This window comes from Streptomyces rhizoryzae (assembly GCF_023155275.1).
Taxonomy (GTDB): Bacteria; Actinomycetota; Actinomycetes; order Streptomycetales; family Streptomycetaceae; genus Streptomyces; species Streptomyces rhizoryzae.
Window position 1 is genome coordinate 1 of sequence record NZ_JALMUV010000036.1, and the last position, 14,493, is coordinate 14,493.

Sequence of the window (14,493 nt, forward strand, 5' to 3'; positions counted from 1 at the left end):
TTGAAGCGCGTGTCCGTGAAACCCATAGGGCCCGGCGCTCCTTCCGGATAGCGGATTTCGATTTTTGCTTTACGGGATGTTGCGGGTGCCGGACGCGGCGGTCAAGCCGCGTCCGGCACGTCGGCCGGATCGGGGCCGGAAACCGGCCCCTCCTCCGGCTCGACGTCAGACCTTCAGCGGCTTGATCGCGGTCGGGGCGTGGCCGGGCTCGGTGGCGAGCTCCTCCCACTCGTTGACCTTGTCGATCTCCGCGGCGGCCATCGAGATGTTGGTGATCCGCTCCAGGATCGCCTCGACGACGACCGGGACGCGGTGCTCGGCGGCCAGCTTCTTGGCCTCCTCGAAGGCGGCGCCCAGCTCGCTGGGGTCAGTGACCCGGATGGCCTTGCAGCCCAGGCCCTCGGCGACCTTGACGTGGTCCACGCCGTAGACGCCCAGCTCCGGGGAGTTGATGTTCTCGAACTCCAGGTTGACCTGGAAGTTGATGTCGAAGTTGCGCTGCGCCTGGCGGATCAGGCCCAGGTAGGCGTTGTTCACCAGCACGTGGACGTAGGGGATCTTGTGCTGGGCGCCGACCGCCAGCTCCTCCAGCATGAACTGGAAGTCGTAGTCACCGGAGAGGGCGACGACCGGGGTCTCCGGGTCGGCCTTGGCCACGCCCAGGGCGGCGGGGATGGTCCAGCCGAGCGGGCCGGCCTGGCCGCAGTTGATCCAGTGGCGCGGCTTGTAGACGTGCAGCATCTGCGCGCCGGCGATCTGGGAGAGGCCGATGGTGGTGACGTAGCGGGTCTCCGGGCCGAACGCCTTGTTCATCTCCTCGTAGACGCGCTGCGGCTTCATCGGGATGTTGTCGAAGTGCGTACGGCGCTGGAGCTGGGCCTTGCGCTCCTGCGTGGAGGCGGCCCAGTCGCTGCGGTCGGGCAGCTTGCCGGCGGCCTTGAGCTCCTTGGCGACCTCGATGAACAGCTCCAGGGCGGCCTTGGCGTCGGAGGCGATGCCGTAGTCCGGCGCGAAGATCTTGCCGATCTGGGTCGGCTCGATGTCGACGTGGACGAACTTCCGGCCCTGGGTGTAGAGGTCCAGCTTGCCGGTGTGGCGGTTGGCCCACCGGTTGCCGATGCCCAGGACGAAGTCGGACTCCAGGAAGGTGGCGTTGCCGTAGCGGTGCGAGGTCTGTAGACCGACCATGCCGGCGTTCAACTCGTGGTCGTCCGGGACGATGCCCCAGCCCATCAGGGTCGGGACGACCGGGGTGCCGGTCAGCTCGGCGAACTCGACCAGCAGGTCGGCGGCGTCGGCGTTGATGATGCCGCCGCCGGCCACGATCAGCGGGCGCTCGGACTCGTTGAGGAGCGCCAGGGCCTTCTCGATCTGGGCGCGGGTGGCGGCCGGCTTGAAGGCGGGCAGCGGCTCGTAGGTCTCCGGGTCGAAGTCGATCTCGGTGAGCTGGACGTCGATCGGGAGGTCGATCAGGACCGGGCCGGGGCGGCCGGAGCGCATCAGGTGGAACGCCTGCTGGAAGACGCCGGGGACCTGGGCGGCCTCCATGACCGTGGTGGCGGCCTTGGTGACCGGCTTGGCGATCGAGGCGATGTCGACGGCCTGGAAGTCCTCCTTCTGGATCACCGCGGTCGGGGCCTGGCCGGTGATGCACAGGATCGGGATCGAGTCGCCGGTGGCGGAGTAGAGGCCGGTGATCATGTCGGTGCCGGCCGGGCCGGAGGTGCCGATGCAGACGCCGATGTTGCCCGGGTTGGTCCGGGTGTAGCCCTCGGCCATGTGCGAGGCGCCCTCGACGTGGCGCGCCAGGGTGTGGTCGATCCCGCCCGCGGCCTTGAGCGCCGCGTAGAAGGGGTTGATGGCCGCGCCCGGCACTCCGAAGGCGTTGGTCACGCCCTCGCGCTTGAGGATCTCCACCGCAGCGCGGGCGGCTGTCATTCGAGGCATCGAGTACTCCTGCGTCGACCTGTCACGGGCACGTCCGGCCGAAGGGGCCGGAGTGACTTAATTCCGCATCATGGAACTAATGTTTTGCTTTATGGAAGGAACGTAGAGCGAGACGTGCAACCCGTCAAGAGGCGTCCCGGCCCGCGGGAGGGCGGCGCGATACCGCGCGAGGAAGGAGGAGCACACTGGGCGGACGGCGCCGTCTCACCTGGTGGACGTGGAACTGATCACATACGGGACCCCGCATGGGTCCGGCGTGGTTGGGTAGTCGGGCGCGCGGCGGCGCGCGCGCACCGTGGTGCCGCCGCCGGCACAGACCGAATTCTTCAGGAGTTATCGATGCCCGCCCCCCTCCCAGCCCCCGCGCCCGCCCCGGCGAGCGGTTCACCGATCTACGAGAGCCTCGTCTCGGAACACGGCGACGTCCTCGCCGAGAGCCGCCGCGCGGCGCAGGAGACGCAGCGCGAGGCCGACCGGCTGCTGCACTTCGCCCCCCGCGACGGCAAGGACTGACGCGCACGCGCAAAAGGGCGGGGGCCGGGCTCTCGCCCGGCCCCCGCCCTTTCGGCGGTGTCCCGCGGTGTCAGCGGATCGGCATGCCCGCCAGCGCGCGGGCGATGACCAGCCGCTGGATCTCGCTGGTGCCCTCGAAGATCGTGTAGATCGCGGCGTCGCGGTGCATCCGCTCGACCGGGTACTCGCGGGTGAAGCCGTTGCCGCCGAGGATCTGGATGGCCTGGGCGGTGACCTCCTTGGCGGTCTCGCTGGCGAACAGCTTGGACATCGAGCCCTCGGCGTGCTCGAACTTCTTGCCCGTGGCGGCCATCCAGGAGGCGCGCCACACCAGCAGCCGGGCGGCGTCGATCCGGGTCCGCATGTCGGCCAGCTGGAACGCCACGCCCTGGTTGTCGATGATCGGGCGGCCGAACTGCTCCCGCGTCCTGGCGTACTCCAGCGCCTCCTCGTACGCGGCGCGGGCGGTACCCACGGCCATCGCGCCGACGGCCGGACGGGACGCCTCGAAGGTGGCCATCGCCGCGTTCCGCACCCGCTCTCCGCCCTGCGCGCGCTCGCGGGCGCGGGCCAGCCGCTCGTCGAGCTTCTCCTTGCCGCCGAGCAGGCAGTGGCCGGGGACCCGGACGTCCTCCAGGACGACCTCGGCGGTGTGCGAGGCGCGGATGCCGTGCTTCTTGAACTTCTGCCCCTGGGACAGGCCGGGGGTGTGCGGCGGGACGATGAACGAGGCGTGGCCCTTGGAGCCCAGCTCCGGGTCCACCACGGCGACCACGACGTGCACATGGGCGATGCCGCCGTTGGTGGCCCAGGTCTTCGTGCCGTTGAGCACCCACTCGTCCTTGGCCTCGTCGTAGACCGCGCGGGTGCGCATGGAGGCGACGTCGGAGCCGGCGTCCGGCTCGGAGGAGCAGAACGCGGCGACCTTGACGTCGTCGGCGTCGCCGTACATCTGCGGGACCCAGGTGCCGATCTGCTCCTCGGTGCCGTTGGCGAGGACGCCGACGGCGGCCAGGCCGGTGCCCACGATGGACAGCGCGATGCCGGCGTCGCCCCAGAACAGCTCCTCCATGGTCATCGGGATGCCGAGGCCGGTGGGGTCGAAGAACTGCTGGGCGTAGAAGTCCAGGGAGTACAGGCCGATCTTGGCGGCCTCCTGGATGACCGGCCAGGGGGTCTCCTCGCGCTCGTCCCATTCGGCGGCGGCGGGGCGCATGACGTCCGCGGCGAAGCCGTGGATCCAGTCGCGGACCTCCCTCTGCTCGTCGTTGAGCTCCATGGTGAACTCGGCCATGTCCCCTCCAGTGGCGCGTACGGCCAGCGATTACTTGCGGTAACCCGTGCGATGCCCCGAGTCTGTTACTCGCCAGTAATGGATGTCAACTCCTCCCGGGAGTCCCATGCGCCGCGCGGTTCGGGTCTCGCCGAGTCCGGGTGTTACGTTGCGCGAGCGCCACGCATTCACAAGGGGGCACCACGACTATGGACAGCATCGAGCGCACCGGGCGGACCACCGGGCAGGCCGGCACCGCGCGGGACGGCACGGAAGGCGGCGACCGGCAGCGGTCCGCGACCGAGCGCAGACGGCGGGAGCTGCTGGAGGCGGCCGAACGCATCGTGCTGCGCGACGGCCCGGGCGCGTCGATGAACGCCATCGCCGCCGAGGCCGGGATCACCAAGCCGATCCTCTACCGGCACTTCGGCGACAAGGGCGGCCTCTACCGCGCCCTGGCCGTCCGGCACACCAACGCCCTGCTGTCCAACCTCCGGGCCGCCCTGGACGGCCCGTCCGTGCGCCGGGACCGGGTCGAGGCCACCCTCGACGCCTACCTGGCCGCCATCGAGGCCCGGCCCCAGGTCTACCGCTTCCTGATGCACCCGGCCGACGAGGACCTCCCTGCGGAGTCCGGTTTCGACGTGGGCCGGCACTCCGCCCCCCTGCTCCGCCGGCTCGGCGAGGAACTGGCCGAGGTCATCTCCGAACGGCTCGACCTCGGGCCGGACGGCGCGGAGCGGGCCCGGGTGTGGGGGCACGGCATCGTCGGCATGATGCACGCGGCCGGCGACTGGTGGCTGCGCGAACGCCCCTGCTCCCGCGAGCAGTTGGTGCACCACCTCACCGATCTGCTGTGGGGCCAGCTGGCCACCGTCAAGGACCTGGCCGACGGCCCGGGCTTCTGACGCCGGACGGCCGGACTCAGGCCGGCGCCGCCGCGCGGTCCACGTCCGGCCGGTCCGCCGCCCACGGGGCCCGGGCCGCCGCGCGCAGCGCCCGGCGGCGCCGCAGGCCGGTGAGGCGGTCGACGTAGAGGCCGCCGGCGAGGTGGTCGCACTCGTGCTGGAGGCAGCGCGCGAAGAAGCCGGTGCCGGCCACCGTGACCGGCTCCCCGGCGGCGGTGAACCCCGTCACCACGGCGTGGTCGGGGCGCGGGGTGCCGGCCTCGATGCCGGGCAGCGACAGGCACCCCTCCGGCCCGCGGATCACCGGCCCGTCGGCCTCCGCCAGGTGGGGGTTGACGAGGTGGCCCAGATGCCGGCGGTCCTCGTCGTCGGGGCAGTCGTAGACGAAGACCCGCAGCGGGACGCCGATCTGGTTGGCGGCCAGGCCGACCCCGTTCGCGGCGTACATCGTCGCGAACATGTCCTCGATCAGCGCGGCCAGCTCGCCGTCGAAGGCGGTGACCTCCGCGCACGGGCGGGCCAGCACGGGATCGCCGTACAGGCGCAGCGGGCGGGGGCGGCCGGAACTGCCCGGGATGGTGCGGTGGCGCATGCGCCCAGCGTACGGGCCGAACGCACCGGATGACGTCACACAGGTGGCGGAGTTCGGGCCGGGCGCCGGATCTCGATAGGCTGCACTCCGACCGAAGCCTCCGGCCGGTCGGCGGCCGCGGAGGAGGCGCTCCCCCGGCGGCCTTCGCGGGCAGGAGCGTGCCGGATGCAAGGAGGATCTAGGACGATGGCAGGCAACACGGAGCCGCTGTCGCCGCGGGCCAAGCTGGCCGTGACGGCCGGCAAGGCCGCGGCAGCGGTGTCGCGCGCGGCGGGACGCGGCAGCGGATCGGTGATCGGTGGCCGGGTGGCGCTCAAACTCGACCCCGACCTGCTGGCCTCGCTGGCCAGGCACCTGGACGTGGTCCTGGTGTCCGCCACCAACGGCAAGACGACCACCACCCGGCTGATCGCCGAGGCGCTGCGGGCCAGCGGCCCGGTGGTCTCCAACGCGCTGGGCGCCAACATGCCCGCGGGCATCACCTCGGCGCTGGCCGGCGGTTCGGACGCCAAGTACGGCGTCATCGAGGTGGACGAGAAGTACCTGGCGACGGTGGCCCGGGACGTGACGCCCAAGGCCATAGCGCTGCTGAACCTCTCCCGGGACCAGCTCGACCGGGCCGCCGAGACCCGGATGCTGGCCGAGCGCTGGCGCGAGGGCCTGTCCGGCTCCAAGGCGCTGATCATCGCCAACGCCGACGACCCGCTGATCGTCTGGGCGGCCTCGTCGTCGGCGAACGTGGTGTGGGTAGCGGCCGGCCAGGAGTGGAAGGACGACGCCTGGTCCTGCCCGTCGTGCGGCGGCGTGATGCAGCGGCCGGGCGACGACTGGTTCTGCGCCGAGTGCGGTTTCCGCCGCCCGACGCCCAGCTGGGCGCTCTCCGGCGACCACGTGCTCGACCCGCACGGCAGTGCCTGGCCGATCAAGCTCCAGCTGCCGGGCCGCGCCAACAAGGCCAACGCCACCACCTCCGCCGCGGTCGCGGCCGCCTTCGGGGTGCCGCCGCAGGTCGCCCTGGAGCGGATGTTCGCGGTGCAGGCGGTGGCCGGCCGGTACGACGTGGTGTCGTTCCAGGAGCGCGAGCTGCGGCTGCTGCTGGCGAAGAACCCGGCCGGCTGGCTGGAGACCTTCTCGCTGATCGACGGGCCGCCGACCCCGGTGATCATGTCGGTGAACGCGCGCGGCGCGGACGGCACCGACACCTCGTGGCTGTGGGACGTGGACTACACCCGGCTCGCCGGGCACCCGCTGTTCGTGCTGGGCGACCGCAAGCTGGACCTGGCGGTGCGCCTGGAGGTCGCCGGGCTGGACTTCGAGGTGTGCGACACCCTCGACGACGCGGTGCGGATGGCGCCGCCGGGCCGCATCGAGGTCATCGCCAACTACACGGCCTTCCAGGACCTGCGCCGCCGCGTGGGCAACTGAGTGCGGTCCACCGACAGTACGGACAAGGACGAGCGAGCATGAGTGACAACAGCCTGCGCGTGGTGTGGGTCTACCCGGACCTGCTGAGCACCTACGGCGACCAGGGCAACGTCCTGGTGGTGGAGCGGCGGGCGCGCCAGCGCGGCCTGGACGTCCAGCGCCTGGACGTCCGCTCCGACCAGCAGATCCCCACCTCCGGGGACATCTACCTGATCGGCGGCGGCGAGGACCGGCCGCAGCGGCTGGCGGCCGAGCGGCTGATCCGCGACGGCGGCCTGGACCGCGCGGTCTCCAACGGCGCGATCGTCTTCTCGGTGTGCGCCGGCTACCAGATCCTCGGCCACGAGTTCATCAACGACCTCGGCGAGCGGCAGCAGGGCCTGGGGCTGCTGGACGTGGTCAGCACCCGCGGCGAGGGCGCCCGGTGCGTGGGCGACGTGCTGGCCGACATCGACCCGAAGCTGGGGCTGCCGCCGCTGACCGGCTTCGAGAACCACCAGGGCGTGACGCACCTGGGGCAGAGCGCCCGGCCGTTCGCCACGGTGCGGTTCGGCAACGGCAACGGCGTCGGCGACGGGTACGAGGGCGCGTACAACGACACCGTCTTCGGGACGTACATGCACGGCCCGGTGATGGCCCGCAACCCGCACATCGCGGACCTGCTGATCAAGCTGGCGCTGGACGTCAACGCGCTGCCGCCGGCCGACGACCGGTGGTACGAGGCGCTGCGCCAGGAGCGGATCGCGGCGGCGACCGAGAACGCCTGACGGCCCTTCAAAGCGGCCGGATCCGGGTCCCGCGGCCCGGATCCGGCCGTTTTCCGTACCCGGGCGTCCGCAGTGCGGGCGCGCGTGTGCCGCAGGGCGGCGCGCTTGTAGGCTGAGCGGCATCCAACCGGACGACGGGGTCCGGGAATCCGGTTGAATCTCGATGGGTTTGTTACGAGCAATGCGCATTGGTGTCCTCACCTCCGGGGGCGACTGCCCCGGTCTGAACGCCGTCATCCGGTCCGTCGTCCACCGCGCCACCGCCGATCACGGGGATGAGGTGATCGGTTTCATGGACGGCTGGAAGGGCCTGCTGGAGGGCGATCACCGCAAGCTCGACCTGGACGCCGTCGGCGGCATCCTGGCCCGCGGCGGCACCATCCTCGGGTCGTCCCGGGTACAGCCCGCCCATCTGCGGGACGGCGTCGAGCGGGCCCGCGGCCACGTCGCCGAGCTGGGGCTGGACGCGGTCATCCCGATCGGCGGCGAGGGCACGCTGAAGGCGGCGCGGCTGCTGTCGGACGCCGGGCTGCCGATCGTCGGGGTGCCCAAGACCATCGACAACGACATCGCGGTCACCGACGTGACGTTCGGCTTCGACACCGCGGTGGGGGTGGCCACCGAGGCGCTGGACCGGCTGAAGACCACCGCCGAGTCGCACCAGCGGGTGATGATCGTCGAGGTGATGGGGCGGCACACCGGGTGGATCGCGCTGCACTCGGGCATGGCGGCCGGTGCGCACGCGATCGTGGTGCCGGAGCGGCCGTTCGACATCGAGGAGCTGACCGCGCGGGTCGCCGCGCGGTTCGAGGCCGGCAAGAAGTTCGCGATCGTGGTGGCCGCCGAGGGCGCCAAGCCGCGCGAGGGCACCATGGCCTTCGACGAGGGCGGCACCGATGTCTACGGGCACGAGCGGTTCGCCGGGGTCGCCCGGCAGCTGTCGGTGGAGCTGGAGCGGCGGCTCGGCAAGGAGGCCCGGCCGGTCATCCTCGGCCACGTCCAGCGCGGCGGGACGCCGACCGCGTACGACCGGGTGCTGGCGACCCGCTTCGGCTGGCACGCGGTGGAGGCCGCGCACCGCGGGGAGTTCGGGATGATGACCGCGCTGCGCGGCACGGAGATCACGCTGGTGCCGCTCGCCGAGGCGGTGGAGAGTCTGAAGACGGTGCCCGCCGAGCGCTACGACGAGGCGGAGTGCGTGCTGTGAGCCGTCCGTAGTCCGCCGCGGGCGCGTACCCGCGACAGGCGCCCCCGGCCGTCGCCCCGGCCGGGGGCGCCTCTACGCTTGTCGCCGGAGCATTGGTACGAATCAGGAGCGAGCGGATGCATCACAGCGGGCACGGCATGGACGGCATGAACATGGACCTGCCGCCGTTCACGCTGGCGCGGGGCCTCGCGTTCGGTGGTGATGCGTTCTTCCTCGTCGGCTGCCTGCTGGCGCTGGCGCTGTACGGCTGGGCGGTGGTCCGGCTGCGGCGGCGCGGCGACGCGTGGCCGGCGGGCCGGGTCGCCGCGTGGGCGCTGGGCGTGCTGACGGTGGCGCTGTCGATGTGCACCAAGCTGAACGACTACGGCATGGTGATGTTCAGCGTCCACATGGTCCAGCACATGATCGTCAGCATGCTCTCGCCGATCCTGCTGCTGCTCGGGGCGCCGGTGACGCTGGCGCTGCGGGCGCTGCCGGCCGCCGGGCGGGGCCGCAAGGGGCCGCGGGAGCTGCTGGTGGCGCTGCTGCACAGCCGCTACATGCGGGTCATCACGCACCCGGCGTTCACCATCCCGATGTTCATCGCGAGCCTCTACGGGCTGTACTTCTCCCCGCTGTTCGACTTCCTGATGGAGTCCCGGGCCGGTCACATCGCGATGATGGTGCACTTCCTCGCGGTCGGGCTGGTCTTCTTCTGGCCGATCATGGGCGTGGACCCGGGCCCGCACCGGCCCGGTCACATCATGCGGATCCTGGAGCTCTTCGCGGGCATGCCGTTCCACGCGTTCTTCGGCATCGCGCTGATGATGGCGTCCGAGCCGATGGTCGACACCTTCCTGCACCCGCCGGCCTCGCTGGGCATCGAGGCGCTGGGCGACCAGCAGGCGGCGGGCGGCATCGCCTGGGCGTTCAGCGAGATCCCGTCGGTGGTGGTGCTGATCGCGCTGGTCTTCCAGTGGTACAAGTCCGAGGAGCGGGTCTCGCAGCGCGCCGACCGGGCCGCGGACCGCAACGGCGACAAGGACCTGGCGGACTACAACGCCTACCTGGCGTCGCTCAACGCGCGGGGGCGGTAACGCCGGTGCCGCCGCGGCCGGAACGGACCGGGCGGCGCATGGTCATCTGGCGGCACGGGCCGCGGCCGGGGACGATGGTCCCAGGCCGCGGCCCGTGGCGTTGTCCGCGGCGGGCCGCCGTGAGGAGGTTGCGGGTATGCCCGGATCTGCCAGGACGATGGCCGTGTGCACGGTGGGCGCGCTGGTGGCGGCGACCGCCTACACCGTGGTGTTCGGGGGGAACGGCTGGGTCTGGTTCCTGTGGGTGGTGCTGGCGCTGGTGACCGTCGGGGTGGTGACGGCGCGGCGGGTGTGAGCGGGCGCGGCGGACGGGCCGGGGGGCGGCGGCGTCAGAAGCGGAAGACCGGGCCGGTGGCGGCGTCCATGGTGCAGGTGTTGGGGTATTCCCGGCGCCAGTCGACGGGAACGCCGCGCCAGTTGCCGGACGCGGCGACGGTGACCGGGTCGTACTCCCGGGTGCACAGGTGCGGGTCGCCGCGCAACGCGTCCAGGTCGCCGTGCGCCCGGGCCAGTTCGTCGCAGGCGGCGGTGGCGTGCGGATGGGGGCCGCGGGAGGCCGGGCAGACGAGCCGGACCCCGCGGATCCAGGTGTCGCCGGCGCCGGCGACGGTCAGGAACAGGCCGTCGGCGGGTTCGCCGGCGCGGGCCGCCGGGGCGAGCGCGGCGCACAGGACCAGGGCCGCGCCCGCCGCGGCGGCGGCACGGGTGGGGCGGCTGCGGCGTCGGCGGCTGAGCGGCATCGGGGCTCCTGGAACGCTCGGGGCGGGCGCGGGGGCCGGACGGCGCCCGGCGGCCCCAGGCCACTCCGCCGCGCCCCGGGGCTCAAGGGGCCACGCCGGGCGGTCGCCCGGACGGACCGGCGGATTCGCGGGCCCGGCGTACGGACCGCGGGGGTGCCGGGGGGGGCGGCGACGGCTTCTGTACGGCGGCGGCCGTGGTCCGTCCCCCCGTGAACCGCTATGCGCCGGGGGCGGCCGGGACGTGGTCCCCGCCGCCCCCGGTGGTGGGTCAGCCGGCGGCCTTGGCCGTCTGCTTCTGCGGGACGGGCGTGGCGTGCGGGGCGCACGTGACGTCCGCCGGGTCGGTGGTGCCCTTCAGGAAGTAGGCGTCGACCCGGTCGTTGATGCAGGGGTTGACCAGACCGGTGACGCCGTGCGAACCGGCGTCCCGCTCGGTGATCAGGCGGGAGCCCGCGAACCGCTTGTGCAGCTCGACGGCGCCGTCGTACGGGGTCGCCGCGTCACGGGTGCTCTGCACGATGAGCACCGGCGGCAGGCCCTTGCCGGTGCGGACCTCGACCGGGGTCTGCTGCTTGACCGGCCAGCTCGCGCAGGGCAGGTTCATCCACGCATTGGCCCAGGTCATGAAGGGCGCCTGGCGGTTGACGCGGGTGTTGTCGCGGTCCCAGGTGCGCCAGTTGGTGGGCCACTTGACGTCGGTGCACTCGACGGCGGTGTAGACCGCGTTGCTGTTCTCGGCCTTGGCGTTGCCGGCCTTGTCGTCGGGGTGCGGCCCGGCGTTGTCGATCAGCGGCTTGGCGTCACCGGCCAGGTACGCGCTCCAGACCTTGGCGACCTCGGCCCAGGAGGAGTCGTAGTACGGGGCGCTCTGGAAGAAGCCGGTCAGCTCGGCCGGGCCGACCACGCCGCCGATGGGGTGCTTCTTGGCGGTGGCGCGCAGCTTCTCCCAGGCGGCCTGGACCTTCTCCGGGGTGTCGCCGATGTGGTACGCCGCGTCGTTCCGGGCCACCCACTTCTTCCAGTCGCCCCAGCGGGTCTCGAAGGCGATGTCCTGGTCGAGGTTGGCCTGGTACCAGATCTTCTCGCGGGAGGGGTTGACGACGCTGTCGACCAGCATCCGGCGGACGTGGTCCGGGAAGAGCGTGGCGTAGACGGCGCCGAGGTAAGTGCCGTAGGAGACGCCGAGGTAGTTGAGCTTCTTCTCGCCGAGCGCGGCGCGGATCACGTCCAGGTCGCGGGCGGTGTTGGCGGTCGTCATCTGCGACAGGACCGTGCGGCCGGTGCGCTCCAGGCAGCCCTGGGCGTACGTGTACGCGAGCTTGCGCTGGGCGCGCTTGTCGGCCTCGCTGTCCGGCACCGGGTCGGCCTTGGGGGCCTTGGTGAACTCCTGCGGGTCCTGGCAGGAGATCGGGGCGGAGTGGCCGACGCCGCGCGGGTCGAAGCCGACGAAGTCGTACGCCTGGGCGGTCTTGGCCCACAGCGGGTTCTTGCCGGTGACGCGGGTCGGGAAGCGCATGCCCGAACCGCCGGGGCCGCCGGGGTTGTAGACCAGGGCGCCCTGCCGCTGCTGCGGGGTGCCGGTGGCCGCGGCCCGGTCGACGGCGATCTTGAGGGTGCGGCCGTCGGGCTTGGTGTAGTCGACCGGGACGGTGACATATCCGCACTGGATCGGGGCGGCCAGGCCCCAGTCGGCGGGGCAGTCCTGCCACTTGATGCCGGCCTCGGCGGCCCGGGCGGCGGCGATCGCCACTCCGTGCGCCTCGGTGGTGCCCCCGGGCCGGCGGTCCCCGGCGGCGGCGGGCGTGGCTATCGCGCCGGCGAGGAGCGCGCCGGTCACCAGGGTGCCGGCGGCGCCGAGCGCTGCTGTTCGTCTCACGTGGTTGATCCCCCTGCATGGTGCGCCGCTTGTGGCGGCGATGATCACAGAGCTACAGGGAGGATCCTGTCGTGTACGGGCCATGTTTGAACAGATCGGGCCATAATTTCTTTATCAATCCGTAGGGTTGGGGCACCTCTGCCCGGGAAGGCCGGGCGCCGGCGGCGGGCGGCCGGGGCGCGGCGGCCGGCCCTTCGGGCGGGCGGTCAACAGAACGCCGACAACGGGCCGAGGAGAGGCGAGAACCGGTCAATCGGCCCCGGCCGGGCGCATATGCCGGTGCGGTCCGTACCAGCTTCAGTAACCTTCCGTGCAGGCTCTCCCACGCACCGCCATGTGGGGGAGCCTCCGCGTTGTGCCGTGCGCTGCCTGGTGCAGTGCGCTCGCCGGAGGGAGACGTCAAGTGCCCGGTATCGACCAGGTGTTGGCCCGCGCGATGGGGGTCCCCGGAGTCCTCGGCGCCGGGCTGACCGACTGGACCAGTGGGCTGACGCTGGGGACGGCCGGCCGCGCCCCGCACGGCGACCACGACGCGGCCGCGGCGGACACCGCGGAGCTGGTGCAGGCGGTGGCCCGCAACGCCACGTTCGACACCGCGGGCGGCGACGCCGAGCCGCTGGAGGACCTGATCGTCACGACCGGGCGCAGCTACCACCTGGTCCGCCTGGTGCCCACCGCCTTCGACAGCCAGACCTGTCTGCACCTCTGGCTCGACCGCGACCGGGCCAACCTCGCCATCGCCCGGTTGCGGTTGCGCGAACTGGCCGCCGAACTGGCGGAGGGCTGACGGGGCGCCATGGCATCGCTCTCCGCACCCGGACCCTCGCGGCCGGCGGCCGGCGGCCGGCCCGGGCCCCTCGACCGGTACGCCGCCGAGCGGGCCACCGGCGCGCTGCGCGGCCCGGCCGGCTGCGTCTACCTCCACCAGGGCGCGGTGTACTGCGTCGAGTGCCCGGCGGCCCCCGGGCCCGGCACCCGGCTCGCCGCGGCCGGGCGGCTGGCGCCGGAATGCTGGCGGCACGCCGAGGAGGCGGCCGGCGCGGACCGGCAGGGCGCGCGGTTCCTCGTCGGGCGGGGCTGGCTGACCCGCGGGGAGCTGGAGCTGTGCCAGCTGACCGCGATGCTCGACGCGGCCTGCTTCGTGCTGCCGCCGGCGCCCGGCAGCGTCTCGTTCGCCCCGGGCGAGGCGCACTGGCTGGGCGTCGTCCGGCCGGTGGGCGCCGGGGCCCTGCTGGCGGCGGTGGCCCGGCGGCGGGCGCAGCTGGACCGGCTGGGTGCCTGGGCGGCGGCCGACGGTGCGCCGGTCGTCCCCGTCCCCCCGGCGCCGGGCGGGCGGCCGCTGACCGGACGGCAGCGGTGGCTGCTGGCGCACGCCGACGGGCGGCGTACCCCGGGCCAACTGGCCCATGCGCTGGGCCGGTCGGCGTTCCTGACCGTCCTGGAGGTGCGGCGGCTGGCCGCGGCCGGCCGGGTGCGGCTGCCCGCGCCGGCCGCGCTCCCCCGGCGGCGCCCGGGGGCGTTCCGGGACGGGCCGCGGGCGGCGGACGCCCCGCCGGGCCCCACGGCCTGGCACCTGCCGGACCCGGGCGTGCTGGCGACCGCGGATCCGGACGCCGCCCTGCTGGTCCGTCTGCGTACCGCACTGGAGGAGAACCTGTGAACCCCTGTGAACCCCGGCCATGAGGCACGTCTTTTCCCCGCGTGCCAAAAGAAGGAGCGTCAGGAGACCGATGACCAGGGAGACCGAGGCGATCGCCGCCGGCGTCCGGGCGGAGTTGCGCGCGCTGCGCGACCACGTCCGGCAGCTGCACGGCGGCATGGTCGCCAGCGCCGACGGCATGGTGATCGCGCATGACCTGCCGGACATCGAACCGGACGGCCTGGCGGCGCTCACCGCCGCCGCGATCGGGGTGGCCACCCGGCTGACCGACGCCACCGGGCAGGGCGGCTTCGAGGAGTCGCTGACCCGGGGCAGCCGCGGCTACGTCGCGGCGTACGCCGCCGGGAACCGCGCGGTGCTCACCGCCGTGGCGGGACCCGACACCAATGTGGGCCGGCTGCACCTCCAGGCCCGGCGCACCGCGGCCCGGATCGCGGCGCTGCTCGACGCGCCGGCCGCGCCGGCCGCCCCGCACCGCTGAGCCCCCCCGCGTTTTCGAGAAGACCCGA

Annotated in this window: 15 protein-coding genes; 10 read left to right on the forward strand and 5 right to left on the reverse strand. The window is 73.0% G+C overall.

What is annotated here, in order from left to right; translation table 11 throughout:
• Positions 1-165: 165 nt before the first annotated feature.
• Positions 166-1,947 carry a glyoxylate carboligase gene (gene gcl / locus MUU72_RS25015; RefSeq protein ID WP_248015645.1) on the reverse strand — a complete coding sequence of 594 codons (1,782 nt, stop codon included), beginning with the start codon at positions 1,945-1,947 and terminating at the stop codon, positions 166-168.
• A 339-nt stretch (positions 1,948-2,286) separates the two neighbouring features.
• On the opposite strand from gcl, the gene MUU72_RS25020 reads away from it, so the two are divergent.
• A complete protein-coding gene (locus MUU72_RS25020) occupies positions 2,287-2,460 on the forward strand; it encodes a hypothetical protein (protein WP_248015646.1) in 174 nt (57 codons plus the stop codon).
• A 70-nt stretch (positions 2,461-2,530) separates the two neighbouring features.
• On the opposite strand, the gene MUU72_RS25025 is transcribed toward MUU72_RS25020, so the two are convergent.
• Positions 2,531-3,754, reverse strand: a complete 1,224-nt coding sequence (locus tag MUU72_RS25025; RefSeq protein WP_248015647.1) for an acyl-CoA dehydrogenase family protein — start codon at positions 3,752-3,754, stop codon at positions 2,531-2,533.
• A 188-nt stretch (positions 3,755-3,942) separates the two neighbouring features.
• Here MUU72_RS25025 and MUU72_RS25030 point away from each other — a divergent pair, with 188 nt between their 5' ends.
• Entirely contained in the window at positions 3,943-4,641 is a 699-nt protein-coding gene (locus MUU72_RS25030; protein ID WP_248015648.1) for a TetR/AcrR family transcriptional regulator, read from the forward strand.
• A 16-nt stretch (positions 4,642-4,657) separates the two neighbouring features.
• On the opposite strand, the gene def is transcribed toward MUU72_RS25030, so the two are convergent.
• Positions 4,658-5,233, reverse strand: a complete 576-nt coding sequence (gene def, locus MUU72_RS25035) for a peptide deformylase (RefSeq protein WP_248015649.1) — start codon at positions 5,231-5,233, stop codon at positions 4,658-4,660.
• A gap of 186 nt (positions 5,234-5,419) precedes the next feature.
• On the opposite strand from def, the gene MUU72_RS25040 reads away from it, so the two are divergent.
• From MUU72_RS25040 to MUU72_RS25060, 5 genes are all read left to right on the forward strand, one after another.
• Positions 5,420-6,658 carry a MurT ligase domain-containing protein gene (locus MUU72_RS25040; protein WP_248015650.1) on the forward strand — a complete coding sequence of 413 codons (1,239 nt, stop codon included), beginning with the start codon at positions 5,420-5,422 and terminating at the stop codon, positions 6,656-6,658.
• Positions 6,659-6,696: 38 nt separating this feature from the next.
• Positions 6,697-7,425, forward strand: a complete 729-nt coding sequence (locus MUU72_RS25045) for a type 1 glutamine amidotransferase (protein WP_248015651.1) — start codon at positions 6,697-6,699, stop codon at positions 7,423-7,425.
• A gap of 181 nt (positions 7,426-7,606) precedes the next feature.
• Positions 7,607-8,632, forward strand: coding sequence for a 6-phosphofructokinase (locus MUU72_RS25050; RefSeq protein WP_248015652.1), 1,026 nt, complete (start codon positions 7,607-7,609; stop codon positions 8,630-8,632).
• Positions 8,633-8,748: 116 nt separating this feature from the next.
• Positions 8,749-9,708 (forward strand): cytochrome c oxidase assembly protein, encoded by a 960-nt coding sequence (locus tag MUU72_RS25055; RefSeq protein ID WP_248015653.1) that lies wholly within the window; start codon positions 8,749-8,751, stop codon positions 9,706-9,708.
• 136 nt (positions 9,709-9,844) lie between these two features.
• Entirely contained in the window at positions 9,845-10,003 is a 159-nt protein-coding gene (locus MUU72_RS25060; protein WP_248015654.1) for a hypothetical protein, read from the forward strand.
• 34 nt (positions 10,004-10,037) lie between these two features.
• Here MUU72_RS25060 and MUU72_RS25065 read toward each other — a convergent pair whose 3' ends face one another.
• Both MUU72_RS25065 and MUU72_RS25070 read right to left on the reverse strand, forming a co-directional pair.
• Positions 10,038-10,448, reverse strand: a complete 411-nt coding sequence (locus tag MUU72_RS25065) for an SSI family serine proteinase inhibitor (protein ID WP_248015655.1) — start codon at positions 10,446-10,448, stop codon at positions 10,038-10,040.
• Between the two features lie 268 nt (positions 10,449-10,716).
• Positions 10,717-12,324, reverse strand: a complete 1,608-nt coding sequence (locus MUU72_RS25070; RefSeq protein WP_248015656.1) for an alpha/beta hydrolase — start codon at positions 12,322-12,324, stop codon at positions 10,717-10,719.
• A 403-nt stretch (positions 12,325-12,727) separates the two neighbouring features.
• Between MUU72_RS25070 and MUU72_RS25075 the strand changes: the two genes are divergently transcribed.
• The 3 genes from MUU72_RS25075 (at position 12,728) to MUU72_RS25085 (ending at position 14,465) form a co-directional block, all read left to right on the forward strand.
• The gene (locus MUU72_RS25075) at positions 12,728-13,111 is read left to right on the forward strand and encodes a hypothetical protein (protein WP_248015657.1); all 384 of its coding nucleotides are present in this window, start codon (positions 12,728-12,730) and stop codon (positions 13,109-13,111) included.
• 9 nt (positions 13,112-13,120) lie between these two features.
• Entirely contained in the window at positions 13,121-13,984 is an 864-nt protein-coding gene (locus tag MUU72_RS25080; protein WP_248015658.1) for a hypothetical protein, read from the forward strand.
• A gap of 70 nt (positions 13,985-14,054) precedes the next feature.
• Complete coding sequence (locus MUU72_RS25085) at positions 14,055-14,465, forward strand: roadblock/LC7 domain-containing protein (protein WP_248015659.1); 411 nt, start codon at positions 14,055-14,057, stop codon at positions 14,463-14,465.
• Positions 14,466-14,493: the final 28 nt, after the last annotated feature.

Excerpts from the sequence above, each read along its gene's own strand:
- gcl (WP_248015645.1), bottom strand. The coding sequence starts at position 1,947 with ATGCCTCGAATGACAGCCGCCCGCGCTGCGGTGGAGATCCTCAAGCGC.
- MUU72_RS25020 (WP_248015646.1), top strand. The coding sequence starts at position 2,287 with ATGCCCGCCCCCCTCCCAGCCCCCGCGCCCGCCCCGGCGAGCGGTTCA.
- MUU72_RS25025 (WP_248015647.1), bottom strand. The coding sequence starts at position 3,754 with ATGGCCGAGTTCACCATGGAGCTCAACGACGAGCAGAGGGAGGTCCGC.
- MUU72_RS25030 (WP_248015648.1), top strand. The coding sequence starts at position 3,943 with ATGGACAGCATCGAGCGCACCGGGCGGACCACCGGGCAGGCCGGCACC.
- def (WP_248015649.1), bottom strand. The coding sequence starts at position 5,233 with ATGCGCCACCGCACCATCCCGGGCAGTTCCGGCCGCCCCCGCCCGCTG.
- MUU72_RS25040 (WP_248015650.1), top strand. The coding sequence starts at position 5,420 with ATGGCAGGCAACACGGAGCCGCTGTCGCCGCGGGCCAAGCTGGCCGTG.
- MUU72_RS25045 (WP_248015651.1), top strand. The coding sequence starts at position 6,697 with ATGAGTGACAACAGCCTGCGCGTGGTGTGGGTCTACCCGGACCTGCTG.
- MUU72_RS25050 (WP_248015652.1), top strand. The coding sequence starts at position 7,607 with ATGCGCATTGGTGTCCTCACCTCCGGGGGCGACTGCCCCGGTCTGAAC.
- MUU72_RS25055 (WP_248015653.1), top strand. The coding sequence starts at position 8,749 with ATGCATCACAGCGGGCACGGCATGGACGGCATGAACATGGACCTGCCG.
- MUU72_RS25060 (WP_248015654.1), top strand. The coding sequence starts at position 9,845 with ATGCCCGGATCTGCCAGGACGATGGCCGTGTGCACGGTGGGCGCGCTG.
- MUU72_RS25065 (WP_248015655.1), bottom strand. The coding sequence starts at position 10,448 with ATGCCGCTCAGCCGCCGACGCCGCAGCCGCCCCACCCGTGCCGCCGCC.
- MUU72_RS25080 (WP_248015658.1), top strand. The coding sequence starts at position 13,121 with ATGGCATCGCTCTCCGCACCCGGACCCTCGCGGCCGGCGGCCGGCGGC.
- MUU72_RS25085 (WP_248015659.1), top strand. The coding sequence starts at position 14,055 with ATGACCAGGGAGACCGAGGCGATCGCCGCCGGCGTCCGGGCGGAGTTG.